The organism is Streptomyces sp. NPDC101225, from assembly GCF_044767585.1.
Classification (GTDB): Bacteria; Actinomycetota; Actinomycetes; order Streptomycetales; family Streptomycetaceae; genus Streptomyces.
In genome coordinates, this window is sequence record NZ_JBIWOE010000021.1 from 64,648 (window position 1) to 87,693 (window position 23,046).

20 protein-coding genes are annotated in these 23,046 nt (G+C 72.9%); 11 read left to right on the forward strand and 9 right to left on the reverse strand.

Translation table 11 applies throughout. From position 1 onward, the window contains the following. Window positions 1–3 precede the first annotated feature (3 nt). The 3 genes from ACIRPX_RS26920 to ACIRPX_RS26930 form a co-directional block, all read right to left on the reverse strand. Window positions 4–2,430: a dolichyl-phosphate beta-glucosyltransferase gene (locus tag ACIRPX_RS26920; RefSeq protein ID WP_404199555.1), complete on the reverse strand. Its 2,427-nt coding sequence runs from the start codon at window positions 2,428–2,430 to the stop codon at window positions 4–6. Next, window positions 2,427–3,128, reverse strand: a complete 702-nt coding sequence (locus tag ACIRPX_RS26925) for a GntR family transcriptional regulator (protein ID WP_404199558.1) — start codon at window positions 3,126–3,128, stop codon at window positions 2,427–2,429. The genes ACIRPX_RS26920 and ACIRPX_RS26925 overlap by 4 nt, the downstream gene beginning before the upstream one ends. Before the next feature lie 138 nt (window positions 3,129–3,266). Then, on the reverse strand, window positions 3,267–4,622 hold the full coding sequence (locus ACIRPX_RS26930) for an aspartate aminotransferase family protein (protein WP_404199561.1): 1,356 nt from the start codon (window positions 4,620–4,622) through the stop codon (window positions 3,267–3,269). 234 nt (window positions 4,623–4,856) lie between these two features. On the opposite strand from ACIRPX_RS26930, the gene ACIRPX_RS26935 reads away from it, so the two are divergent. Continuing rightward, window positions 4,857–6,725, forward strand: coding sequence for a protein kinase (locus ACIRPX_RS26935; RefSeq protein WP_404199564.1), 1,869 nt, complete (start codon window positions 4,857–4,859; stop codon window positions 6,723–6,725). Between the two features lie 102 nt (window positions 6,726–6,827). On the opposite strand, the gene ACIRPX_RS26940 is transcribed toward ACIRPX_RS26935, so the two are convergent. Next, window positions 6,828–7,577, reverse strand: a complete 750-nt coding sequence (locus tag ACIRPX_RS26940) for an SLATT domain-containing protein (RefSeq protein ID WP_404199567.1) — start codon at window positions 7,575–7,577, stop codon at window positions 6,828–6,830. A gap of 255 nt (window positions 7,578–7,832) precedes the next feature. On the opposite strand from ACIRPX_RS26940, the gene ACIRPX_RS26945 reads away from it, so the two are divergent. From ACIRPX_RS26945 to ACIRPX_RS26955, 3 genes are read left to right on the forward strand one after another with little or no spacing between them, the layout of a single operon-like run. Then, window positions 7,833–8,177, forward strand: coding sequence for a YbaB/EbfC family nucleoid-associated protein (locus tag ACIRPX_RS26945; RefSeq protein ID WP_384256498.1), 345 nt, complete (start codon window positions 7,833–7,835; stop codon window positions 8,175–8,177). Between the two features lie 59 nt (window positions 8,178–8,236). Then, window positions 8,237–8,836: a recombination mediator RecR gene (gene recR / locus ACIRPX_RS26950; protein ID WP_030053254.1), complete on the forward strand. Its 600-nt coding sequence runs from the start codon at window positions 8,237–8,239 to the stop codon at window positions 8,834–8,836. Next, complete coding sequence (locus ACIRPX_RS26955; protein WP_404199571.1) at window positions 8,829–9,488, forward strand: DUF5063 domain-containing protein; 660 nt, start codon at window positions 8,829–8,831, stop codon at window positions 9,486–9,488. Before recR ends, ACIRPX_RS26955 begins: the two co-directional genes overlap by 8 nt. A gap of 67 nt (window positions 9,489–9,555) precedes the next feature. On the opposite strand, the gene ACIRPX_RS26960 is transcribed toward ACIRPX_RS26955, so the two are convergent. Beyond that, window positions 9,556–10,272 carry a TSUP family transporter gene (locus ACIRPX_RS26960; protein WP_404199574.1) on the reverse strand — a complete coding sequence of 239 codons (717 nt, stop codon included), beginning with the start codon at window positions 10,270–10,272 and terminating at the stop codon, window positions 9,556–9,558. A gap of 215 nt (window positions 10,273–10,487) precedes the next feature. Here ACIRPX_RS26960 and ACIRPX_RS26965 point away from each other — a divergent pair, with 215 nt between their 5' ends. The 4 genes from ACIRPX_RS26965 (at window position 10,488) to ACIRPX_RS26980 (ending at window position 15,101) form a co-directional block, all read left to right on the forward strand. Further along, entirely contained in the window at window positions 10,488–11,765 is a 1,278-nt protein-coding gene (locus tag ACIRPX_RS26965) for an aspartate kinase (RefSeq protein ID WP_404199577.1), read from the forward strand. Continuing rightward, on the forward strand, window positions 11,765–12,829 hold the full coding sequence (locus ACIRPX_RS26970; RefSeq protein ID WP_404199580.1) for an aspartate-semialdehyde dehydrogenase: 1,065 nt from the start codon (window positions 11,765–11,767) through the stop codon (window positions 12,827–12,829). Before ACIRPX_RS26965 ends, ACIRPX_RS26970 begins: the two co-directional genes overlap by 1 nt. A gap of 536 nt (window positions 12,830–13,365) precedes the next feature. Beyond that, a complete protein-coding gene (locus ACIRPX_RS26975; RefSeq protein WP_404199752.1) occupies window positions 13,366–13,941 on the forward strand; it encodes a SigE family RNA polymerase sigma factor in 576 nt (191 codons plus the stop codon). 113 nt (window positions 13,942–14,054) lie between these two features. Next, on the forward strand, window positions 14,055–15,101 hold the full coding sequence (locus ACIRPX_RS26980) for a hypothetical protein (RefSeq protein WP_404199583.1): 1,047 nt from the start codon (window positions 14,055–14,057) through the stop codon (window positions 15,099–15,101). 56 nt (window positions 15,102–15,157) lie between these two features. Here ACIRPX_RS26980 and ACIRPX_RS26985 read toward each other — a convergent pair whose 3' ends face one another. Both ACIRPX_RS26985 and ACIRPX_RS26990 read right to left on the reverse strand, forming a co-directional pair. Next, the gene (locus ACIRPX_RS26985; RefSeq protein ID WP_404199585.1) at window positions 15,158–15,940 is read right to left on the reverse strand and encodes an SURF1 family protein; all 783 of its coding nucleotides are present in this window, start codon (window positions 15,938–15,940) and stop codon (window positions 15,158–15,160) included. A gap of 44 nt (window positions 15,941–15,984) precedes the next feature. Further along, complete coding sequence (locus ACIRPX_RS26990) at window positions 15,985–16,353, reverse strand: nuclear transport factor 2 family protein (RefSeq protein ID WP_404199588.1); 369 nt, start codon at window positions 16,351–16,353, stop codon at window positions 15,985–15,987. Window positions 16,354–16,526: 173 nt separating this feature from the next. Between ACIRPX_RS26990 and ACIRPX_RS26995 the strand changes: the two genes are divergently transcribed. After that, window positions 16,527–18,341, forward strand: a complete 1,815-nt coding sequence (locus ACIRPX_RS26995) for a prolyl oligopeptidase family serine peptidase (RefSeq protein WP_404199591.1) — start codon at window positions 16,527–16,529, stop codon at window positions 18,339–18,341. 60 nt (window positions 18,342–18,401) lie between these two features. Here the strand turns inward: ACIRPX_RS26995 and ACIRPX_RS27000 are convergent, their stop codons facing one another. Further along, on the reverse strand, window positions 18,402–20,306 hold the full coding sequence (locus ACIRPX_RS27000; RefSeq protein WP_404199594.1) for an NAD-binding protein: 1,905 nt from the start codon (window positions 20,304–20,306) through the stop codon (window positions 18,402–18,404). Between the two features lie 174 nt (window positions 20,307–20,480). Here ACIRPX_RS27000 and ACIRPX_RS27005 point away from each other — a divergent pair, with 174 nt between their 5' ends. Together ACIRPX_RS27005 and ACIRPX_RS27010 are read left to right on the forward strand one after the other, a co-directional pair. Then, window positions 20,481–21,728 carry a permease gene (locus ACIRPX_RS27005; protein WP_404199597.1) on the forward strand — a complete coding sequence of 416 codons (1,248 nt, stop codon included), beginning with the start codon at window positions 20,481–20,483 and terminating at the stop codon, window positions 21,726–21,728. After that, window positions 21,725–22,564, forward strand: a complete 840-nt coding sequence (locus tag ACIRPX_RS27010; RefSeq protein WP_404199600.1) for a TIGR03943 family putative permease subunit — start codon at window positions 21,725–21,727, stop codon at window positions 22,562–22,564. The genes ACIRPX_RS27005 and ACIRPX_RS27010 overlap by 4 nt, the downstream gene beginning before the upstream one ends. Here the strand turns inward: ACIRPX_RS27010 and ACIRPX_RS27015 are convergent. Then, window positions 22,503–23,015 (reverse strand): hypothetical protein, encoded by a 513-nt coding sequence (locus tag ACIRPX_RS27015; protein ID WP_404199603.1) that lies wholly within the window; start codon window positions 23,013–23,015, stop codon window positions 22,503–22,505. The two genes, ACIRPX_RS27010 and ACIRPX_RS27015, sit on opposite strands and share 62 nt — an antisense overlap. Window positions 23,016–23,046 lie beyond the last annotated feature (31 nt).

Consider the following 23,046-nt stretch of genomic DNA (forward strand, 5'->3'; position numbering starts at 1 on the left):
AGGTCAGGAGCCCTGGTGCAGGTCCCATACCCATACGCCGTGCACCCACTTCCCGTCACGGCCGACGAGTTCGGAGACGGCCTTGCGCAGGGCGTCGTCGTGCGGCTGCGGCGTCACCACCAGCGCTCCTGCCCGCCAGTAGGCGAAGTCCCGCTTCGCCTGGGCCCGCCACTTCGCGCCGATCGCGGGAATCACCCCGGTGTAGCGGACATCACGCAGCATCTGCGAGGTGTAGCGGGGCGGGGCGCCGTAGATGCCGATGCGGCTGTCGCCCCACGGGCCGGTGAAGTAGCCGCCGGGCAGCTTGAAGCCGAGGCCCGCCCGCTGCTGCCAGTGCAGGGCCTCCGCGTTGCCGGCGTCGGGCAGCGGCACCGGGACCAGAGACTCCCCGTCGCGGACGTAGGGCCTCCAGGCCCCGTCGGTGAAGAAGGCCGGCGTCGCGGGGCGCTGGACCGCCTTCAGCGGGGCCGGGACGAGCGGGAGCAGGGCGAGGCAGACACCGAGCAGTCCGAGGTACTGCGTGCCCCGGCCGCGGACCGCCGTCAGCCGCTGAAGGGCCAGCGCGAGCAGCATGCCGAGCGCCGGGGCGCAGATCATCGCCACCCGGCCCTCGATGACCGACGCGAACAGCGGCAGCTTGGCGAACGGTGCCCAGGGGCCGGGGTAGACCCGGTCCGTCATCGGGATGCGGAACCTCGGGCCCAGCGACAGCAGGGCGGCGCCGGCCGCCGTGACCGCCAGTGCCTTCACCAGGGCCTGTTCCCACAGCCGTACGGCGACGGCGAAGGCCAGGAGGACCAGCGGCCAGCCGTAGAAGGCGTTCTGCTCGGTGGGGTTGAGGGAGAGGGCGTTCGCCCGCCGGGCGTCCCCCGCGATCAGGGAGCGTTCCGCGAAGGAGAGCAGGGCCAGGGGGCTGTTGCCGGCGTTGTCGCCGTGCGGCACGCTGCCGTAGCTCTGTGGCCCGGCGAACTGCCAGGCCAGCGCCCACACCACGAGCGGGAGGCAGACGGCCGCGGCGATCGCCAGGCCGTTCAGCAGCGGCCGCCAGGACCGCTTGGCCGCCTCCCTGTCGACGACGCCGTAGGCGGCCGCGAACAGCGCCATGCCGATCATCGCGAGCAGCAGCGGCTCCTCGCCGAGGAAGACCTGGTACGCCGCCATCAGGCCGAGCACGATCCCGTCGCGCACGACCCGGGTGCCCGTGCACAGGCGCAGGGCGCGGTCGACGATCAGCGGGATCATGAACAGGATCACGAAGTTGGGGTGCGCGTTGGCATGGCTGACCATGGGCGGCGCGAACGCGGCCAGTGAGGCGCCCACGAAGGCGGGCCCCCGCCTGGCCACGACCCGCTTCACGATCAGCCGGTACCAGGCGGCCGCGGTGGCGGCGAGGCCCAGCGTCATCACGACGCCGAGACACACGGCGGGGCCCGCGAGCAGGGTGAGCGGGGCGAAGGGGACGGTCAGGCCGAGCATGACCGTGTTGGCCATGAGGTTCACGCCGTCGGGGAAGCCCTGCAGGTCGGAGAAGAGCGGGTTGCGCAGGTGCGCGATGTTGTCGGCGGTGACCGCGAAGAACCACTCCCACTGGTTCTGGTCCTGCAGTGAGTCGGCGAGATAGCGGTGGTCCGGGTCGAACAGCCGGCCCGAGTAGAGCGCCGCCGCCATCAGCAGGAAGAGGACGACGGCGACGAGGTCGGCGGGGCGCGCCGCACGGGCGCGCAGCCAGGTGAGGTCGGCGAGGACGCGGACGTAGTCGAGGGGCCGTATCTTCGAGCCCGGCCGGTGGGACCAGCGGACCGGGACCTCGGCGATCTGCCACTGGGCGCGGTGGAAGTGGCGCAGCACCTCGACGTCTATGCCGTAGCCGTCGATCGCCGAGGCGGCGAACGCCTCGCGGGCGCGGTCGCCCTCGAAGAGCTTGAAGCCGCACTGGGTGTCGCGTATCCCGGGCACGGCGATGCCGCGGATGAGCACGTTCCCGGCGCGGCCGAGCAGTTCGCGCAGCGGGTGCTGGCGGTCCCGGATCGTCGCGCCGGGCAGCGCGCGCGAGCCGACCGCCGCCGCGTTCCCCTCGCTGAGCGCCTTGTCGAGCCGCTCCAGCTCCTCGATCGGGGAGGCGAGATCGGCGTCGGTGATCAGTACGCGCCGGCCGTGGGAGGCGGCGACGCCCAGCCGCAGGGCGCTGCCCTTGCCGCGGTTGCGGGCACTGGTGACGAGGTGGACGCGGGGGTCGCGGCGGTCCGTGACCAGCGCGCGGGTGCCGTCCGTCGACCCGTCGTCGGCGACGACGATCTCCCACGTGCCCCAGCGGCCCTCGCTCTCGCCCAGATACCCGGTGACGGCGTCGAGGGTGGCTCCGAGCCGTTCCTCCTCGTCGAAGGCGGGGATGACGACGGACAGGTCCACGGCCGCGGCCGGGGCGGTCATCCCTGCGCCAGCCCTTCGACGAGGTCCAGCGAGTGGGCGTTGTACTGGGCGACGATCGAACGGGCCGTCTTGATGTCCCGCTCGGCCAGCGCGTCGACCAGGTCGGTGTGACCGGACCACAGGGCGCCGCGCAGATCGGTCAGCCGGCGCAGATGCTGCACCGCGCACACCCAGGACTGCACGCGCAGCCGGTGCAGGAAGTCGGCGAGGTAGGGGTTGCCGAACAGGTTGCCGAGCTCGTGCCAGTACCGCAGGTCGTAGCCGATCAGCACGGTGAGGTCGCCGGCGAGCGAGGCCCGCTGCGCCTCCTCGCCGCGGCGGCGCACCCCGGCGAGGGCGGCGACGGTCCGCGCGTCGTCGACCCGCCGGAAGCGCTGCTGCCCGTCCTCCAGCGCGTGGAACATGCCGTCGGTGACCAGAGTGCGGGCCTCGACGATGCCGCGGTAGTCGGTGACCGAGTACTCGCGGACATGGAAGCCGCGGTGCTGGTCGGCGTCGAGCAGGCCCTGCGCGGAGAGGTCGACGAGCGCCTCGCGCACGGGGGTCGCGGAGACGCCGTACTGCTCGGCGATCTCCTTGACCGTGAACTCCTGCCCTGGTTGCAGCCGTCCCGCCAGCACCTCGTCACGAAGGGCGTCGGCGATCTGCTGCCGCAGGGTGCTGCGGGTGACCGTGCCGGTGCCGCTGGTGCCGGGCATGGGTCGGGCGTCTCCTCGTCGCGTTCGGTGGGTGTGCACGTCCCTCTCTACGAGCACGCCACCTTACGCGTTCGGATTGCGCCTGTTGACCCGCGTAGCTGTGCGCGGTCCCAGCGGCACCCGAGCGGCCGCGGGCGGCTACCGGGTGTACTCGTCCGCGACACCCAGCGCCGCGTCCAGCGCCGCGAGTCCCTCCTTCAGCTCGGCCTCGCTCACGTTGCACGGGGGCACGACGTGGGTGCGGTTCATGTTGATGAAGGGCCACAGGCCGTGCCGCTTGGCGGCGGCGCCGAAGGCGGCCATCGGGGCGTTCGCCTCGCCGGTCGCGTTGTACGGCACCAGCGGCTCCCGGGTCTCCCGGTCCTTCACCAGCTCCAGCGCCCAGAACATGCCGACGCCGCGCACCTCGCCGACGCTCGGGTGCCGCTCGGCGAGCTCGCGCAGCGCGGGTCCGACGACGTTCTCGCCGAGCCTCCTGGCCTGGCCGACGACGTCCTCCTCCGCCATGACGCGGATCGTCGCGACGGCGGCGGCGCAGGCGAGCGGGTGTCCGGAGTAGGTGAGCCCGCCCGGGTAGGGGCGCCGGGCGAAGGTCTCGGCGATCGCGCCGGAGACGGCGACGCCGCCGAGGGGCACGTATCCGCTGTTGACGCCCTTGGCGAAGGTCATCAGGTCCGGTACGACGCCGGACAGGCCGGCCGCGAACCACTCACCGGTGCGCCCGAACCCGGCCATGACCTCGTCCAGCACGAAGACGATGCCGTACCTGTCGCAGATCTCCCGCACCCCGGCGAGATAGCCCGGCGGCGGGACCATGATCCCCGCGGTGCCCGGGATCGTCTCCAGGACGATCGCGGCGACGGTGCCGGGGCCCTCGAAGGCGATCGTCGTCTCCAGGTGCTCCAGCGCCCGCGCGCACTCCTGCTCCTCGGTCTCGGCGTAGAAGCGGGAGCGGTACAGGAACGGGGCCCAGAAGTGCACGACACCGGCGGCCGCGCTGTCGGAGGCCCAGCGCCGGGGGTCACCGGTGAGGTTGACGGCCTGCTGGGTGCCGCCGTGGTAGGAGCGGTAGGCCGAGAGCACCTTGGGCCGCCCGGTGTGCAGCCGCGCCATCCGCACCGCGTGCTCGACGGCGTCCGCGCCGCCGTTGGTGAAGAAGATCTTGTCCAGGTCGCCGGGGGTGCGCTCGGCGATCAGCCGGGCCGCCTCCGAGCGCGCCTCGATCGCGAAGGCGGGCGCGAACGTCGTCAGGTGTGCGGCCTGCTCCTGTATCGCGGCGACGACCTTCGGGTGCTGGTAGCCGATGTTGGTGTAGACGAGCCCGCTGGTGAAGTCCAGGTACCGCTTGCCGTCGTAGTCCCAGAAGTACGACCCCTCGGCGCCGGCGACGGCGAGCGGGTCGATGAGCTCCTGCGCGGACCAGGAGTGGAACACATGAGCACGGTCCGCGGCCTTCACGGCGGCGCCGACCTCGGGATTCGGATGAGGGGTCATGGGCGCGAGCGTAGGAGCGGGCACGGGGGCGGGGATATCGGCTTCCTGTCTGCGGTGCGGGGGTTTCCGCGACAGGTTGTCTACAGCGGGCGCGGACCGGCTGGCGAAGGTGCTGGACGGACTGGGCCCCCTGTTACGGAACCGTAGACACCGCTGCCGGCACCTCCCCCCTGCGCCCGGACTATCGTTGGCATGTTGCACAGGGGCATATCGGGGGACTTCGGGGGACCTGCGATGGAGAAGCTCGGGGCGGGAGATCCGCAGCGGATCGGCGCGTACCGGCTGCTGGCGCGGCTCGGTGCGGGCGGGATGGGCAACGTCTATCTCGCCCGGTCGGAGCGCGGCCGTACCGTCGCGGTCAAGCTGGTGCGCGAGGAACTGGCGGCGCAGGAGGAGTTCCGGGCCCGCTTCCGGCAGGAGGTGCAGGCCGCCCGGCAGGTCGGCGGGCACTGGACGGCTCCCGTCCTCGACGCCGACACCGAGGCCGCCGTGCCCTGGGTCGCCACCGGGTACGTCGCCGGGCCGAGCCTCCAGCAGGTGGTGGGACACGACCACGGGGCGCTGCCCGAGCGGTCGGTGCGCATCCTCGGGGCCGGGCTCTCGCACGCGCTGAAGGACATCCACGCGGCCGGGATCATCCACCGCGACCTCAAGCCGTCCAACGTGCTCGTGACCATCGACGGGCCGCGGGTCATCGACTTCGGCATCGCGCGCGCCCTGGAGACCGTGACGGACGGCGGGCTGACGCGGACGGGCGCGCTCGTCGGCTCGCCCGGGTTCATGGCGCCCGAGCAGGTGCGCGGCGACCGGATCACGCCCGCGTGCGACATCTTCTGCCTGGGCTCGGTGCTGGCCTACGCGGCGACCGGCGCCCTCCCCTTCGGCACCGCCAACAGCGGTGTGCACGCGCTGATGTTCCGCATCGCCCAGGAGGACCCCGACCTGGAGGGGGTGCCCGAGGGCATCGCCGACCTGGTGCGGGACTGCCTGAAGAAGGACCCGGCGGCCCGTCCCACGCTGAACCAGGTGCTGGAGCGCACGGGCGCCGAGGACACGGTGCTGGGCGGGCGGTCGAAGGACCCGTGGCTGCCCAGCGCGCTGGTGGCCCAGCTGGGGCGGCACGCCGTGCGGTTGCTGGACACGGAGAACCCCGAGCAGTCGGGGGAGGTCTCCCTGGAGAAGCCGGCGCCCCCGGCCACCCCGGAGCACGCCCCCGCGGCCGACGCCTCGCCGCAGCCGGGCCCGGACACGCCGGCCGGGCCGCCGCCCCCGGGACCGCCGGCGAGCGGGGCGCCGCTGAACCATCTGCCGACGATGGTCCCGGGCGCCCGGCCGCCCGCCCCGGCGCAGACGCCCCCGGCCGGTCACCCGGTCCACGGCCACCCGCAGCAGCCCGGCTACGGCTACGGCTACCCCCAGCAGCCCGGCGCCTACGGCTATCCCCAGCAGACGGGCCAGTACGGGGCCCTCGGCCCCACCCCGCCCTACGGTCCGCCGTACCCGGGACCGATGCAGCCCTCCCCGCCGCAGCCGCCGCGCGGGAACGGCCGCTCCACCGCCCTCCTGGTGGGTGTCGCCCTGATCGTCGCGCTCGGCGCCGGCGGCTCGGTCTACGCCCTCATGAACGGCGGCGGCGACAAGGCCGACGACAAGCCGGGCCCGGGCCCGTCCACCAGCGCGCCCCGGACGTCCGGACCGACCACGGCCGGGCCGGACCCGACGGGTGCGCAGCCCACCACCGCCGCCCCCTCGGGCGGCACGATTCCGGCCGGCTACCTCGGCACCTGGAGCACCACCATCGTCAACGCCGACGGTGACAACACCCGTCAACTCACCATCCAGCAGGGCGGGGTGGGCGACACCGTCATGTCCCTCGTCGCGGACGGGCCCACCAGCAGCGGCAGTTACCACTGCGTCTTCCAGGCCCAGCTGACCGCTGCCCCCGGCGGCGGCGCCCTGGAGATCGGCCCGTCCACCGTGACGAGCGGCGACCCGGGCTACTGCAAGCCGGGCGGCGCCACCGAGATCACCCTGCAGCCGGACGGCAGGCTCCGGCGGGAGACCGTCAGCAACGGCGAGCAGCTCACGTACACCCGACAGTGACCTCGGCGGCCGACGAGCCGCCGGCCGCATGATCCACCGCCGCGACCGCTCGGCCCCGGCCGGCTCCACGCGGCCGGAGCGGACCCGGGTGATCCCGGCCCGTCACCTGGGCTCGGGCGGGCGCTGGCGTGGCATGTTCGGGCGGGCGGGGGTTCCCGGTGGCAGCGGGAAGCGGCCGTGCGTGCCGTTGATCTCCTGGCGGCCGGCGCCGCTGCCCGTGGACTGGATGCCCATCGGCGCCGAGCCCGTGCGGAACTCGACCATCCAGTCGGCCGTCTCCGTGCGGACCAGCTCGGTCACGTCCTCGCAGAAGCGCCGCAGGATGCCCAGGCACCGCTCGGCGGCCTCGCTCGCCGTCCCCTCCGCGGGGCCCAGCACCTCGCGCACACTCTCCGAGGCCCAGTCGAACTGCAGCACCTGCAGCCGGCGCTGCACCGCCTGGGCGGTCGCCACGTCCCTCATCCAGCCGGAGGTCACGCCGAAGTAGCGGTCGACGGCCAGGCAGGCCACCGCGAGCAGCAGCGCCAGATATCCCCACGTGGGCGGCCCGGCGGCCACCCCGGTCAGGTTCAGCAGGGGCAGCGCGGCCCCGGTGACGGCGCCCACCGCGGCCCCGGCGCGCAGCGCCCTGGCCCCCCGCCGCTTCCACGCCCGGTCCGCGAGATACCAGGCGGCCGTCTGCAGCGCCCCGTGCTCCACCCACCGGTACAGCTCGTGCAGCCGCTCGGCCGGCTCGCCCCAGTCGCCGAGCGGGAACGCGCGCCCGGTCAGATCGCCCGGCCGCAGCCCGGCGGCACCCTCGCCCCGCCCGTCCTGAGGCGGACCCTCGGGCTGCATCTCCGGCTGACCCACCCGCACTCCTTCTGATCACGACCGATCACGTAGCGTGACACCTGATGCTGATGTGCCCGCCCCTTCCTACCGCCCAATGGGTGGCGAAGCCCATGGATTCACCTCTTTTCCGTCCGGAAGTGGGCCTTGATCAGGTATAGGACTCGGCAGAGGCTCACTCGAAAGAGTGCCGGGGCGATGGCTGCCCGGACCACGTAGGCTCGTGCCAGGCGGGAAGACCTCGCCGACGAAGCCGTACGAAACCAGGAGCTGATCGTGATTCCCGGTGGTGGCCAGCCCAATATGCAGCAGCTGCTCCAGCAGGCCCAGAAGATGCAGCAGGACCTGCAGCGGGCGCAGGAGGAGCTGGCACAGACGGAGGTCGACGGACAGGCGGGCGGCGGCCTGGTGCGGGCCACCGTCACGGGCTCCGGCGAACTGCGCGCGCTGAAGATCGACCCCAAGGCGGTCGACCCCGAGGACACCGACACCCTCGCGGACCTGATCGTCGCGGCGGTCCAGGCGGCCAACGAGAACGCCCAGACCCTCCAGCAGCAGAAGCTCGGCCCGCTCGCCCAGGGCCTGGGCGGCGGCAGCGGTATCCCGGGCCTGCCTTTCTAAGACGGCTCCCGGCCAACTACCGTACGTACTGAAGGAACCCCAGGAAGGGTGGCAGGCCGTTGTACGAAGGCGTGGTCCAGGACCTCATCGACGAACTGGGTCGGCTGCCCGGCGTCGGTCCCAAGAGCGCCCAGCGGATCGCCTTCCACATCCTGCAGGCGGAACCGACGGACGTACGACGGCTCGCGCAGGCCCTGATGGAGGTCAAGGCGAAGGTCAGGTTCTGCGCGACCTGCGGCAACGTCGCACAGGAGGAGCTGTGCAACATCTGCCGTGACACGCGTCGCGACCCCGCCGTCATCTGCGTGGTGGAGGAGCCGAAGGACGTCGTCGCCATCGAGCGCACCCGCGAGTTCCGGGGCCGCTACCACGTCCTGGGCGGAGCGATCAGCCCGATCGAAGGTGTCGGACCGGACGACCTGCGTATACGAGAACTTCTCGCGCGGTTGGCCGACGGTACGGTCACGGAACTGATCCTGGCCACGGACCCGAATCTGGAGGGCGAGGCCACCGCCACCTACCTCGCCCGCATGATCAAGCCCATGGGCCTCAAGGTCACCCGCCTGGCCAGCGGCCTCCCGGTGGGTGGTGACCTGGAATACGCGGACGAGGTGACCCTCGGCCGCGCCTTCGAGGGGAGACGACTCCTAGATGTCTGACGCCAAGCTGCACGCCACGTCCCCGGACCCGGACGACTTCGCGGTTCAGATCGCGGACCAGGTGGAGAGCTTTCTCGTGGCCGTGAGAGAGGTGGCCAAGGGTGACGAACCGGACTCGGCCGTCCCCTTCCTCCTCCTGGAGGTCTCCCAGCTCCTGCTGGCCGGCGGCCGCCTCGGTGCGCACGAGGACATCGTCCCCGACGAGCGCTACGAGGCGGACACGGGTCCCGACGCCGACGTCGACGAGCTCCGCGAGAACCTCGCCCGGCTGCTGGAGCCGGTCGACGTCTACTCCGAGGTCTTCGACCCCTACGAGCCGCGCAAGGCCCCGGTCCCGGCGCGCATCTCCGACGACCTCACCGACGTCATCACCGACCTCCGCCACGGCATGGCGCACTACCGCGCGGGCCGCACCACGGAGGCTCTGTGGTGGTGGCAGTTCTCCTACTTCTCCAACTGGGGCTCGACGGCCTCGGCGACCCTGCGCGCCCTGCAGTCGGTGGTCGCGCACGTCCGCCTCAACCAGCCCCTGGAGGAGCTCGACGGCCTGGACACCGATCAGGGCATGGGCGACGAGACCCTCGAGTTCGAGGCCGGCAAGGTGATGCAGGAGGAGATCGCGGGGCCCCTGGGGATGCAGACGGGGCAGTGACCCCGACGCCCTGTCAGGGGTAAGAGGGGCAAGGGGCGCAGCGGGCCAGGGGGTGTGGCGGTGGCGGTCACAGCCCCCACAGGCCCTTTCCGAGCGCGGTGACGCCACCGGTCAGGGCCAGCGCCAGTACCAGCAGGCGGGCCCGCCGCTCGGGGATGCGCTCGGCGAGCGCCCGGCCGGTCACCGCGCCCACCGCCGTCGCGGCGGCGACCCAGCCCCAGCGGGCGACGGTCAGCTGCGGCAGGCCGTTCGCGGCCAGCGAGAAGGCGTTGACGACGACCCCGTAGAACTGCGCGTTGGGCACGAACTCCCGTACCGTCCAGCCCGCGTTGACGGCGTAGAGCGAGATCGGCGGGCCGCCCACGCCCGCCGCCGAGTTCATGAAGCCGCCCGCCGCGCCCGCCGCGAGAGCCCCCTTGGTGCCGCGCAGCGCGGGCACCCGCGCGCCGCGCAGGACCAGCAGCACGGCGACCGTCACCAGCCCGCCCATCACCAGCAGCAGGACGGGCTGGGGGAGCCGGCGGGTCAGCCAGGCCCCCGCCGGCACCGTGCAGGCCGCCGCGAGGCACAGCGGCACCATCGCGCCGGGGCGCACCCGCCGCAGGCCGCCGGCCAGGCCGACCACGCAGATGACCCCCGACACGCAGTTGGCGAGTACGACGGCCCCGGCCGGTCCCAGCAGCAGCATGAGCGCGGGCACGGCGACCAGCGCGAAGCCCATGCCGGTCAGCCACTGCACGCAGGAGCCGAGCAGGACGACGCCCGCCAGGAGTACGTCCGCCATGGCGCGACTCTAGGTCGGCGACCGGCCACCCGGAGCCCCCGAGGGTGACCTGGCCCACTTTGCGGACTGTTCCCGGGCAACGGGGGCAGGGACCGTGCTGGAGCACCGGATCTCACCATGTGGTTCCGGCAAGGTGGATTTCGGGCGCTCGATAGACTGAGCCGACCGCAGTACATATGCGTATCTGCGGAAAAGAGACGGAACGAGGAGCGCACGTGGGCCTTGTCGTGCAGAAGTACGGAGGCTCCTCCGTAGCCGATGCCGAGGGCATCAAGCGCGTCGCCAAACGGATCGTGGAAGCGAAGAAGAACGGCCACCAGGTGGTCGTGGTCGTTTCCGCGATGGGCGACACTACGGATGAGCTGATCGATCTCGCCGAGCAGGTATCCCCGATGCCGGCCGGCCGCGAGTTCGACATGCTGCTGACCGCCGGAGAGCGGATCTCCATGGCCCTGCTGGCCATGGCGATCAAGAACCTGGGTCACGAGGCCCAGTCGTTCACCGGCAGCCAGGCCGGTGTCATCACCGACTCGGTCCACAACAAAGCCCGGATCATCGACGTCACGCCGGGCCGGATCCGGCAGTCGCTGGACGCGGGCAACATCGCCATCGTCGCCGGTTTCCAGGGCGTCAGCCAGGACAAGAAGGACATCACGACCCTCGGACGCGGTGGCTCGGACACCACCGCCGTCGCGCTGGCCGCCGCCCTCGACGCCGAGGTGTGCGAGATCTACACCGACGTGGACGGCGTCTTCACCGCCGACCCGCGCGTGGTGAAGAAGGCGAAGAAGATCGACTGGATCGCCTTCGAGGACATGCTGGAGCTCGCCGCGTCCGGCTCCAAGGTGCTGCTCCACCGCTGTGTGGAGTACGCCCGCCGTTACAACATCCCGATCCACGTGCGCTCGTCCTTCTCGGGACTGCAGGGCACCTGGGTCAGCAGCACGCCGATCAAGCAAGGGGACCAGAAGGTGGAGCAGGCCATCATCTCCGGTGTCGCTCACGACACCTCCGAGGCCAAGGTGACGGTCGTCGGCGTCCCGGACAAGCCGGGCGAGGCCGCCTCGATCTTCCGCGCCATCGCGGACGCGGAGATCAACATCGACATGGTCGTGCAGAACGTGTCCGCCGCCTCCACCGGGCTGACGGACATCTCCTTCACCCTCCCCAAGACCGAGGGCCGCAAGGCCATCGACGCCCTGGAGCGGGCGAAGACGGCCATCGGCTTCGACTCGCTGCGCTACGACGACCAGATCGGCAAGATCTCGCTCGTCGGCGCCGGCATGAAGACCAACCCGGGTGTCACCGCCTCCTTCTTCGAGGCGCTGAGCGACGCCGGCGTGAACATCGAGCTGATCTCGACCTCCGAGATCCGCATCTCGGTGGTCACCCGTGCCGACGACGTGCCGGACGCCGTGCGCGCCGTGCACAGCGCCTTCGGGCTCGACTCCGACAGCGACGAGGCCGTCGTCTACGGGGGCACAGGGCGCTGATGGCGGGGCACGGGTCCGTGCGACCGACGCTCGCGGTCGTAGGAGCGACCGGAGCGGTCGGCACGGTCATGCTCCAGATCCTGTCCCAGCACGCGGACATCTGGGGCGAGATCCGTCTGATCTCCTCGCCGCGCTCGGCCGGCCGCAAGCTGACCGTGCGCGGCGAGGAGGTCGAGGTCGTGGCCCTGACGGAGGAGGCCCTCGACGGGGTCGACGTCGCCATGTTCGACGTGCCCGACGAGGTCTCCGCGCACTGGGCCCCGATCGCCGCGGCCAAGGGCGCGGTGGTGGTGGACAACTCCGGCGCCTTCCGGATGGACCCGGAGGTGCCGCTCGTGGTGCCCGAGGTCAATCCGCACAAGGCCCGCCTCAGGCCCCGCGGGATCATCGCCAACCCCAACTGCACCACCCTCTCCATGATCGTGGCGATGGGCGCGCTGCACGCCGAGTTCGGGCTGCGCGAGCTGGTGGTCTCCTCGTACCAGGCGGTGAGCGGGGCGGGCCGCGCCGGGGTCGAGACGCTGCGCCGGCAGCTGTCGCTGGTGGCCGGGACGGAGCTCGGGACCCACCCCGGCGACGTACGGCGGGCCGTGGGCGACGACACCGGGCCCTTCCCGGAGCCGGTCGCGCTGAACGTCGTGCCGTGGGCCGGGTCGCTGCGCGAGGACGGCTGGTCCTCGGAGGAGATGAAGGTGCGGGACGAGTCCCGCAAGATCCTCGGCCTGCCCGAGCTCCCCGTGGCGGTCACCTGTGTCCGGGTGCCGGTGGTGACCACGCACTCCCTGACCGTCCACGCCCGGTTCCAGGGCGAGGTCACCGTCGACGGCGCCCGCGAGATCCTCGCCACGGCCCCCGGCGTCGTGCTGTGCGACGACCCGGCCGCGGGCGAGTTCCCCACTCCCGCCGACGTGGTGGGCACCGACCCCACCTGGGTGGGCCGGGTGCGGCGCGCGCTCGACGACCCGACGGCGCTCGAGCTCTTCGTCTGCGGCGACAACCTGCGCAAGGGCGCCGCCCTCAACACCGCGCAGATCGCGGAGCTGGTGGCCACCGAGTTCGTGTGACATTCGGGTCGGTGGTCGCGCTCCCATGGTGTGACGTATCACGTGCAACACGAAGCGGAGCAAGGGCTCTCCGCCGAAAAAGCGCTGGCCGTGACCGGTTTCCTTTGTAGGATTTGTGGGCTGCGCGGACCCCGGGCAATGGTCCGTACCACTTGCCCCGGAGTCCTGTGGCGTCCGAAGATTTTCCTCCCCGTCCTCCGCAACCGCGCGCAGGGCGGGGAGCGTCTTTGCGAACGCCCTTCAGGGGTGTGGGCGCGCGCGGGGAGACGTGGGGACGTCTCACACATTCAGGACATAGGGGAAGAGCGGGTAGGCATGAGGGCGTTTGACGCACGATCGGTGATGCTGCCTGACGTGAGACAGCCGGTGGCGCCACGCGACGCGGAAGTGACGCCCGGCACGTACAACCCTGACGGGGGTGAAGGTGTCCAACTGACGTGGCTGAGGTACTCGACTTCTCTGCGGCGACGCGCGGCACGGCCCTGCGGCCGCCCCGTCCGTCCCTACGACCCCGCATGTCCGGCGCGCCCGGCGGCATGCCGGTGATCGCGCCCATGCCCGCAGCGCGACCCACCCGCATCCCGAATCAGCGTGAGGGCGCCGAGGACGTCGCGGCGGCCGGTACCACCGTCGACCACCTCACCGAGACCTACCGCGCGCACTACCGCTCGCTGCTGGGACTCGCCGCCCTCCTGCTCGACGACACCGCCTCCTGCGAGGACGTCGTCCAGGAGGCCTTCATCCGCGTGCACTCGGCACGCAAACGCGTCCGCGACCCCGAGAAGACCCTCGCGTACCTGCGTCAGACGGTCGTCAATCTCTCCCGCTCCGCCTTGCGCCGCCGCATCCTGGGCCTCAAGCTGCTCTCCAAGCCGATGCCCGACATGGCGAGCGCCGAGGAGGGAGCCTACGACCAGCTGGAGCGCGACTCCCTGATCAAGGCGATGAAGGGACTGCAGCGCCGTCAGCGCGAGGTCCTGGTGCTGCGCTACTTCGCGGACATGACCGAAGCCCAGGTCGCCGAGGCGCTCGGGATATCGCTGGGTTCGGTGAAGGCGTACGGCTCCCGTGGCATCGCGGCCCTGCGGATCGCGATGGAGGCGCCGGCATGAACAAGGACGCCGAGGGGCCCGGCTCCCGTGACCGACATGAACCTTTCGCCTGGCATGAGCCGACAGGCGCGCACGAGCAAGAACACCCGCAACCGCACGCTGGGAACGGAAATGTGAACCACGGCCGCGACGACCAGAGCCCCGAGAACGGGCTCGACTCGGACGAGCAGGCCCTGCGCAGGATGTTGCAGCAGGCGGTGAAGACGGTCGAGCCGCGTGAGGGCTCGCTGGACCATCTGCGGCTGGCCGTGCCCGCACGGCGCGCCCGCAAGCGGCAGGCCGCCGTGGGCATGGCGGCAGCCGCCCTGTTCATCGGCACGGCCGTCCCGGCCCTGCTGCACGTCTCGGGAGCCACGGGCTCCGACGTCAACCCGTCCGTCGCCGGGCAGGCCTCACAGGCGCAGGGCGGCGCGAGCCAGGGAAAAGCCGCCGGCAGTGAGGGCACTGCCGGGGGCGGCTCCGGCGTCGCGCAGGACAAGGGCAAGGGCAGCGCGAAGGGCGGCGGCCAGGGCAAGGGCAGCACGCCCGGCACGGGCAGCGGCGCGGGCACCGGCCCGGCGGCCACCAGCCCGGCGGGGGCCGCGGTGTGCACCGCCGAGCAGCTCGGCTCGGCCACCCAGACCGTCGACGCCCCCGACTCCGCGGGCACGGTCTACGGCACCTTCCGCGTCGTCAACACCTCCACCGCCGCCTGCAGCGTGGGAGGGGCCGGCAGCGTCAGCGTGCTCGCTCAGGGCGCCGCGGACGCCACCAAGATCGGCGCGCAGCGGCATGCGTCAGGGGACCCGGCGGCCGGCCTGCCCGACCCCTCCACCGAGGTCACCGGGCTGCTGCTGCAGCCGGGCGCGGCCTACGAGGAGAAGTTCGCCTTCGTCCCCTCGGCGCCCTGCCCCAGCACCGGCGGCGGCAGCGGCGGCACCACCGACGGCGGCCCCACGTCCACGCCGACGCCGACCGGCGACAGCGGCAGCACTGCCGGCAACACCTCCACCGGCACCGACAGCGGCGTCACCACGCAGCTGATGCGGGAGGACGGCACGGCGGACGGCAGCGTGATCGTGTCCCACACGACGGAAGCGGGTTCGCCCACGGTGTCGGCTCCGGTGTCCGACGCGTGCGCGGGGACGGTCTACTTCACCGGGGTGCTGGCCGGGACGTGAGGCGGCAGGCGTGAGCGGGGGGCCGCCTCCGGACGGGGGCTCGCGTCCCGCCGGTGTCAGACGGCCACGCTCCGCTCGTCCTCGGCCACCAGGCCCATCTCCGCGTCCCGCGCGAACTCGACCTCGCGGCGCAGCAGCCGGAACCACATGAACACCACGAACCCGGCGAAGACGAACCACTCGCCGGTGTAGCCGAGGTTCTGGAACGCCTTCAGGTCGAGGCCGGAGTCCGTGGGCGCCTTGGCCGGCACGGCCGTCATCCCGCTGTCGGCCTTGTCCAGCGTGACCCACGCGTCGTACACGTCGTACGGCACGAGGTTGACCAGCTGCGCCGAGCTGATCGCCCCGGTCTGCCCGGCCGGCAGACCGCCCCGGGCGCTCACCCCGTCGTCCCCGGGCGTCTCGGACGCCTGGAGCGCGCCGGTGACGGTGACCTCACCGCCGGGCGCGGCGGGCGCCTTCGCGGCGTCGGCGGAACCCGGCAGCCAGCCCCGCACCACGGGCAGCGCCTTGCCGCCGTCGGTGCGCAGCAGCGTCAGGACGTAGAAGCCCTGCCTGCCGTCCAGATCGCGGTCCGGGACCAGCAGCTGCTTGCCGTACCGCCCGGTCGCGGTGGCCTGCCTGCCGGACGTCGCCTTGTCCACGGGCAGCAGCTCGCGCAGCGGGCTGGCCGCCTCGTGCCGGTCCGTCCTGACCTGCTCGGTGGCGTCGCGGTGGTCCTGCACCCGGGCCTCGAACCGGCTCAGCTGCCACGACCCCATGAAGATGCAGAAGGGGATGGCGAGCAGCACGAAGATGTTGATTCCCCACCAGCGGGACGTCAGCAGAAACCGGTACACGCCTTCAAAGGTACGGCGCGGCCGGACGCGGGCCCGCCGCGGGGTCAGTACCGCTCGGTGAGGTGGTCCCGGCCGGCCGGGGGCTCGTACGGCTCCGGCCAGAAGTCGGTGACGGACGTGATCCGGTCGGCGCCCGTGAAGAACGATATGCCGTACATCTCCTCCAGCCCGACGGTGAAGTGGATCCAGCTCACCACCTGGCCGGGCTCGGCGACGATGCGCTCGATCCGCAGGCGCCAGTCGCCCGGATACTCGCGGTTGAACTCCACGTACCGCTGCCTGCCGGTGATCCGCTCGCGCGTCTGCGGCAGGGTGTAGACGACGTCCTCGGCCAGGGTGTCCGCGAAGGCGCTCCAGTCCCGGGCCGCGGCGGATGCCCAGAACCTCTCGACTGTCTTGCGCAGATCGGTCATGTCCAGAAGTCTGCACCCCGCCACTGACAATCGGATCTGAGCTGGGCAAACGCCTTGATCGGGGATGGTTTACGGGCGCGGCCGCACGGGGGCGGGTAAGGGAGCGGTAGAAGTTGTCCACAGGCTGAGGATCCCGGCCGCGCAGGGTCACAGGGAGCAGGCAGTATGGGGTCATGACTGAGAGCAACGGGTCCGCTGCGCCGGAGCGGAAAGAGGACATGCCGGACTGGGAGAAGCGCTTCCGGGCGCCGCGGGTGTCGCTGCCCGACTGGGCGCAGGACGCACCGGAGCGCTCCCTGTTCGTGTCGAACGCGACGGGGACGTACGAGCTGTATGCCTGGGACCGGTCGACGGGCGAGCGCCGCCAGGTGACCGACCGGCCCAACGGCACGACGGACGGCGTGCTCACCCCGGACGGCGCGTGGATCTGGTGGTTCGACGACAAGGACGGCGACGAGTTCGGCGTCTGGCGCCGGCAGCCGTTCACGGGCGGGGAGAACGAGCCGGCGACGCGGGGCCTGGGGGCCTCCTACCCGGCCGGCCTGGCCCTCGCCCGGGACGGCCGCACGGCGGTCGTCGGCCGCTCCACCGACGAGGACGGCACGACCATCCACCTCTCGCGCACGGGCGAGGACCCGGTGGAGATCTACCGCCACCGCGAGTCCGCGGGCGTCGGCGACCTCTCCCACGACGGCGAACTGATCGCGATCGAGCACACGGAGCACGGCGACGCGATGCACTCCGCCCTGCGCGTGGTGCGTCTCGACGGCACGGCGGTCGCCGAGCTGGACGACACCGAGGGCGGCAAGGAGGAGCTGGGCCTGGAGGTGCTGGGCTTCGCACCCGTCGACGGCGACCCCCGTCTGCTCGTCGGACACCAGCGCCGCGGCCGCTGGGAGCCGATGGTGTGGGACACGGCCACCGGCGAGGAGACCGACCTCGCCCTGGACCTGCCCGGCGATGTGAGCGCCGAGTGGTATCCGGACGGCACCGGCCTGCTCATCGTGCACAGCTTCGAGGCCCGCAGCGAGATGTTCCGCCTCGACCTGGCCGGCGGGACCCTGGAGAGGATCCCCACCCCGCCCGGCTCGGTCTCCGGTGCGACGGCCCGCCCGGACGGCAGTGTGGAGTACCTCTGGTCCTCGGCCGCCGAGCCGTCGGCGGTCCGCTCCACGACGGGCGAGGTCGTCCTCGACCCGCCGGGCATGAAGTCGCCGGGCTCGGTGCCCGTGGAGGACGTCTGGGTCGAGGGCCCCGGCGGCCGTATCCACGCCCTGGTGCAGAAGCCGGCGGGCGCCACCGGCCCGCTGCCCACCGTCTTCGACATCCACGGCGGCCCGACCTGGCACGACAGCGACGCCTTCGCCGCGGGCCCGGCGGCCTGGGTCGACCACGGGTACGCCGTCGTCCGGGTCAACTACCGGGGCTCCACGGGCTACGGCCGCGCCTGGACCGACGCCCTCAAGCACCGCGTCGGCCTCATCGAGCTCGAGGACATCGCGGCGGTCCGCGCGTGGGCGGTGACCTCGGGTCTCGCCGACCCCGCCCGCCTGGTCCTGACCGGCGGTTCCTGGGGCGGCTACCTCACCCTCCTCGGTATCGGCGCCCAGCCGGACGCCTGGACCCTGGGCATCGCCGCGGTCCCGGTCGCCGACTACGTCACGGCGTACCACGACGAGATGGAAGCCCTGAAGGCCATGGACCGCACCCTGATGGGCGGCACCCCGGAGGAGGTCCCCGACCGCTTCGAGGCCTCCTCCCCGCTGACCTACGTCGACGAGGTCACGGCCCCGGTCTACATCTCGGCGGGCGTCAACGACCCGCGCTGCCCCATCCGCCAGATCGAGAACTACGTCAGGCGCCTGGAGGCGCGCGGCGCGACCCACGAGGTCTACCGCTACGACGCCGGCCACGGGTCACTGGTCGTGGACGAGCGGATCAAGCAGGTCCGCCTTGAACTGGAGTTCGCGGAGCGGTACTTGGGGTGACATCACGGCGCCGGGCGGGCGGAGCCCTCGGCCCGTCCGGCGTTCGAGGACGAGACCCGTTCAGGGACGAAGCGGGGGTCTGGGGCCGGCGGCCCCCAGCAACGCACGCTCAGGAGGACGCCGCCCCAGCAACTCCGCCAGTCCCGTCCGCGTAGCGGCGAGCACCACCCTGTCGGTGGCGCGCAGCACATACGTGTCCGGCAGGTCCCACACCAGCCCCGACCCCGGCAGGTCGTCGTACGCCTCCTCGGCGGCCGGTTCCTCCCGCCGGCCGCCGGAGGCGGCGGCGGTGTCGAGGGCCAGCACCCGCCAGGCCCCCGGCCGGAACGCCTCCGCGACCGTCCTGCCCTCCAGCTGCGCATGGCCGCCCACGTCCACCGCGGCGAACAGCAGGACGTGCCGCTCCACCGGGATCGCACCCAGGATCTGGCGGCCCATCATCGCCCCGGCGAAGGCGGGCGCCGCCAGATGGGTCACGCTGCGGCTGCGGGTGGACGCCCGCGGATGGGCGGCGCGCAGGGTCCGGTACACGGCGGTGGCGAAGTCGTCGTCGTACAGCCGCAGGACGGTCCGCAGATCCGGGCGTACGGACCGGGCGTAGAGCGCGGCCTCCAGGTTCGTGGTGTCCACGCTGGTCACCGCGAGCAGCGCGTGCGCCCGGTGGATCTTGGCCGCCTCCAGGACGCCTTCCTGGGTGACGTCCCCGAGCACCACCGGCACGCGCAGCCGGCGCGCGGTCGCCAGCCCCCGCGCCTCGGGGTCGGACTCGACGCACACGACGGGGATGCGCAGTTCGCGCAGCCGGGTCAGCACGCGCGTGCCGATCTTGCCGAGGCCGAGCAGCACCACGTGCCCGCTCAGCCCGCGCGGGGGCTTGCGCAGCGCGGACGCGGTGCGGAAGGTGCCCAGCGCCTCCAGCACCGCGGCCAGCAGGACCGGAAGCAGCAGCAGCCCCGTGAGCCCGGACAGGAGTTGCAGGATCTGCCGCCCGACGGACGCGCCGATCGCGGGGTCGTCGATGGCGAACAGATCGAGCAGCGTCAGATAGAAGGCGCTCAGCGGATGCGTCCCCGTCACCACCCACAGGGCCACCGCGAGCGCGAGCACGCACCCCGCCAGCCCCGCCAGCGACCAGCGCAGCCGGCGCGAGAACAGCGACGCGAACGCCACGGCCCCGCGGGCGGGCGGCAGTTCGGGCCCGGCGTAGGACACCTGTTCCAGCACGACCGTCCCGCGGCCGGTCGCCGCCCGGACCGCCGCCGCGTCGGGCAGCAGTTCCGGGCCCTGCTCCCCGCCGTTGTCGGCGCCGTCCGCGGACAGCAGCGCCAGCGTGGCCAGTCCCGGCTGCGCCAACTGCCCGGCCATCGGCGTCCGTTCCACCGCCCGCAGTAGCAGGCCGTCGGTCTGCACGACCTTGCTGGTACCCGCGACGGCGGTGGCGACGAGCGCCGGTGCGGCCGTGTCGGCGTCGGAGAGCACGGTCGTGGAGGCGTCGGAGCCGGCGCCGTCCGCGCCACCCGTGGCCAGCGCGGCGGCCTGGTCGAGGAGTTCCTCGATGTACTGGCCGAGCCGCCGGTTGTAGAGCCGCAGGACCAGCCGCAGCCTGGGGTTGAGGCGGCGGGCGGTGAGGGCGGCGCGGATGTTGGTCTCGTCGTCGTCGTACACGAGCGCCAGCGCGGCGGCCCGCTCCACGCCCGCCGCGCCGAGTACCTCCTCGGTGGGCTCGGCGGCCGCCATGACCTGGGAGGTTCCGGCGGGTCCGGCGGCGGCGCCGCCCGCGCGGTTGACGGTCGCGTTCACCACCCGGTCGAGCAGCGCCGCCGTCGTCGCCCGGGCCCGCCCGACCACCTGCGTGCGCACACCGCGCTCGGAGGGCGGTACGACGAGGGTGACCTGTTCACCGTAGACACCCCGCAGTTCCGCGGTGAGCCGGTGCGCCAGTCCGTCGTCGCCGCACACGACCATGTGCGCGGACCCGTCATCACCCGGCTGCCCTTGATTCGGAACGCTCGCCACGAGGGAAAAGACTGCCCCAAGGAGGCGGGTGGTTCCAGAGGCGACTGAACAACGGCCGCTTTCCCGGCGTACCGAAGGGGAGGGAATCCAGCGCCCTTTCGTACCACCGGAGGTACCTCGCACGTGGCCCTCACCAAAGCAGCCCCGCCGACGGCGGACCGTCACGCATCGGTGGCCGGCGGCCCGGACACACGATCACCCGACACCACCGGGCCCGCCGACGCCACCGGGCCCGCCGACACCGCCGGACCTGCCGGACCCGCCCGCACTGCCGGCACCGCCCGGACCGCCGACACGGAGTCCGCCGAGTCCAGGTCAGCCGAGTCCATCAAGTCCGCCGGGTCCAAGTCCGGCGGGTCCAAGTCCGGCGGGTCCAAGTCCGGCGGGTCCAAGTCAGCCGACTCCAAGTCCGGCGGGTCCAAGTCCGGCGACACGAAGTCCCTCGCCCTGATCGTGCTGCTCCTGACGCTGGTGGTGCTCCAGGGGCCCATCCGCGGCGCGCTCTCCGCGCCCGTCATGCAGAGCTGGATGACGGTGTTCGTGGCCGTACTCGTCCAGGCGCTGCCCTTCCTCGTCCTCGGCGTGCTGCTCTCCGCGGCCATCGCCGTGTTCGTTCCGGCGTCGTTCTTCGCCCGCGCGCTGCCGAAGCGGCCCGCGCTGGCGGTACCGGTCGCCGGGGTGGCGGGCGCGGTCCTGCCCGGCTGCGAGTGCGCGTCCGTACCGGTCGCCGGTGCGCTGGTCCGGCGGGGCGTCACCCCGGCCGCGGCGCTGGCCTTCCTCCTCTCCGCCCCGGCGATCAACCCGATCGTGCTGACGGCGACCGCGGTCGCCTTCCCCCGCAACCCCGAGATGGTCCTCGCCCGCTTCGTCGCCAGCCTGCTGGTGGCCTGTGTGATGGGCTGGCTGTGGCAGCGCCTGGGCCGCACCGACTGGCTGCGCCCGCCGGAGCGCCCGCACCACGAGGGCCAGGGCAAGGGCGCCGCGTTCTGGGGCTCGGTCCGGCACGACGTGATGCACGCGGGCGGCTTCCTGGTCATCGGCGCGATGGCCGCGGCGACCCTGAAGGCGGTCGCCCCGGCGAGCTGGCTGCGCACGGCGGCGGGCAACCCGCTGGTCGCGATCCTGGCGCTGGCCGTCCTCGCCGTACTGCTGTCGATCTGCTCGGAGGCGGACGCGTTCGTGGCGGCGTCACTCACCCAGTTCTCGCTCACGGCCAAGCTGGCGTTCCTGGTCGTCGGCCCGATGATCGACCTGAAGCTGTTCGCGATGCAGGCGGGCACGTTCGGCCGGGGCTTCGCCCTGCGGTTCGCGCCGGCCACCTTCGCCCTCGCGATCGCGGGCGCGGTCCTGACCGGGGCGGTGCTCCTGTGAACCGCCAGGCGCAGGCGGTGGTCCTGTTCCTGCTCGGCGCGGCCCTGCTGCACGCGGGCTCCACCGACCTCTACCTGCGGTACGTGAAGGCGGGGCTGCAGCCGCTGCTGCTGCTGTCCGGCGCGGTGCTGATCGCGGCGGCGCTCGCCACGGTCTGGTACGAGTGGCGGGGCCGCGGCGGCAGGGCCCACGGCGACGGTCACGAGGACGGCCACGGCACGAGGGAAGGGCACGGCGAGGAGGACGGCCACGGCACGGGGGAGGGGCACGGCGAGGAGGACGGCCACGGCACGGGGGAGGGGCACGACGACGGTCACGGTCACGGCCACCGCGAACCCCGTGTCGCCTGGTTCCTCGCCCTCCCCCTTCTCGCTCTCGTCCTGGTCGCCCCGCCGGCCCTCGGCTCCTACAGCGCGATGCGCACCGGCACGGCGCTCCAGCAGCCGTACGGCTACAACGCCCTGCCCGCCTCGAACCCGCTGCCCCTGACCGTCGTCGACTACGCGACCCGCGCGGTCTACGACCACGGGCGCTCCATCGGCGGCCGCGAGGTCGAGGTCACCGGCTTCGTCGCCCTGGACCAGGCCGGCCACCCCTACCTGGTGCGGATGGCCCTCAACTGCTGTGCCGCCGACGCCCAGCCGGTGAAGATCGCCCTGACCGGCACGATCCCCCCGGTGCTCCAGCCGGACAAGTGGCTGCAGGTGAAGGGGACCTACACCGCCCGGCAGACCAAGGACCCCGTGAACGGCCGCCCGATCCCCTATCTGCGCGTCATGGCGTCGAAGCCGGTCCCGACCCCGAAGGATCCGTACGACGAGTCCTGGAACAACTGACGCCCCACCCCGCCGCGTGGGCCGCGGCGACCGCGCGTTCCTCGGCGTCGTCGGCGGCGGCGTTCAGGGACGTGTCCCGGCCCCCGGCGGACCCGCCGGCCGCCGCCGCGGCCGCCTGCGAGGCGGCCAGGGCCGCCCGCAGGGCCGGGTGGCCGGACCCGCCGCCGGCCGCGGCGGCCAGCTGCGCGGCGAGCGCGGCGGCGGCGGAGGCGTTGCGCGCGCAGCGGGCGTCGGCCGCGGGGCCGGGGGTGCTCCCGGCGAGTGCGTCGAGGGAGCGCGCGGACAGGCGCAGGGCGCCCGCGGCGCGCCCGGCGGGAGTCGTCGGCACGAGCTCGCCGACGACCGGGTCCACCCCGGCGTGCGCGCACGCCGCCACGGCACGGGTGTGGGCACTGTGCGCACGGGCGGCATGGCCCTTCCTGAGCGCCTCCCCGTCATCGAGCCCGGTCATCCCAACCTCCCCGATCCCGCTTCTGGATATC